The following is an 867-nucleotide window of genomic DNA, read 5'->3' as shown; positions in this document are numbered from 1 at the left end:
GGTAATGCTTCGCTCCCCTAAGAATGCTCCTCTACCAACCCTTACGGGTTCCGCGGCTTCGGTGTGGTGTTTCAGCCCCGGACATTTTCGGCGCAGGACCTCTCGACCAGTGAGCTGTTACGCACTCTTTTAATGAATGGCTGCTTCTGAGCCAACATCCTGGTTGTCTTAGAGATCCCACATCCTTTTCCACTTAACACCCACTTTGGGACCTTAGCCGGCGGTCTGGGCTCTTTCCCTTTTGACTGTCCAACTTATCTCGTACAGTCTGACTCCCATACACCATCTGTCCGGCATTCGGAGTTTGATATTCTTTGGTAGGCTTTGACGCCCCCGCGGAAATTCAGTGCTCTACCTCCGGCAGACTTGTATGAGGCTAGCCCTAAAGCTATTTCGAGGAGAACCAGCTATCTCCGGGTTCGATTGGAATTTCTCCGCTATCCACACCTCATCCCCACCCTTTTCAACGGATGTGGGTTCGGTCCTCCATCGCCTTTTACGGCGGCTTCAACCTGGACATGGATAGGTCACCCGGTTTCGGGCCTGCACGTACTGACTAAAACGCCCTCTTAAGACTTGGTTTCCCTACGGCTCCGCACCTGAAGTGCTTAACCTTGCCAGTACCCGCAGCTCGCCGGACCGTTCTACAAAAAGTACGCGGTCGTACCTAAGAAGTACTTCCACAGCTTGTAGACACAGGGTTTCAGGTTCTCTTTCACTCCCCTCCCGGGGTTCTTTTCACCTTTCCTTCACAGTACTATACGCTATCGGTCACTGAGTAGTATTTAGCCTTACGGAGTGGTCTCCGCTCGTTCCCACAGGGTTTCCCGTGTCCCGTGGTACTCTGGATCCTGCCGGGTCAGCTCT

1 rRNA gene is annotated in these 867 nt (G+C 53.3%); it reads right to left on the bottom strand.

Annotated features, from left to right (window positions below):
- A 23S ribosomal RNA gene (locus EUBHAL_RS12235) occupies positions 1-867 on the bottom strand; the annotation flags it as partial.

The organism is Anaerobutyricum hallii DSM 3353, from assembly GCF_000173975.1.
Lineage (GTDB): Bacteria > Bacillota > Clostridia > Lachnospirales > Lachnospiraceae > Anaerobutyricum > Anaerobutyricum hallii.
The sequence above is the reverse complement of the archived record's forward strand: the minus strand, read 5'-3'. Positions and strand labels throughout refer to the sequence as shown.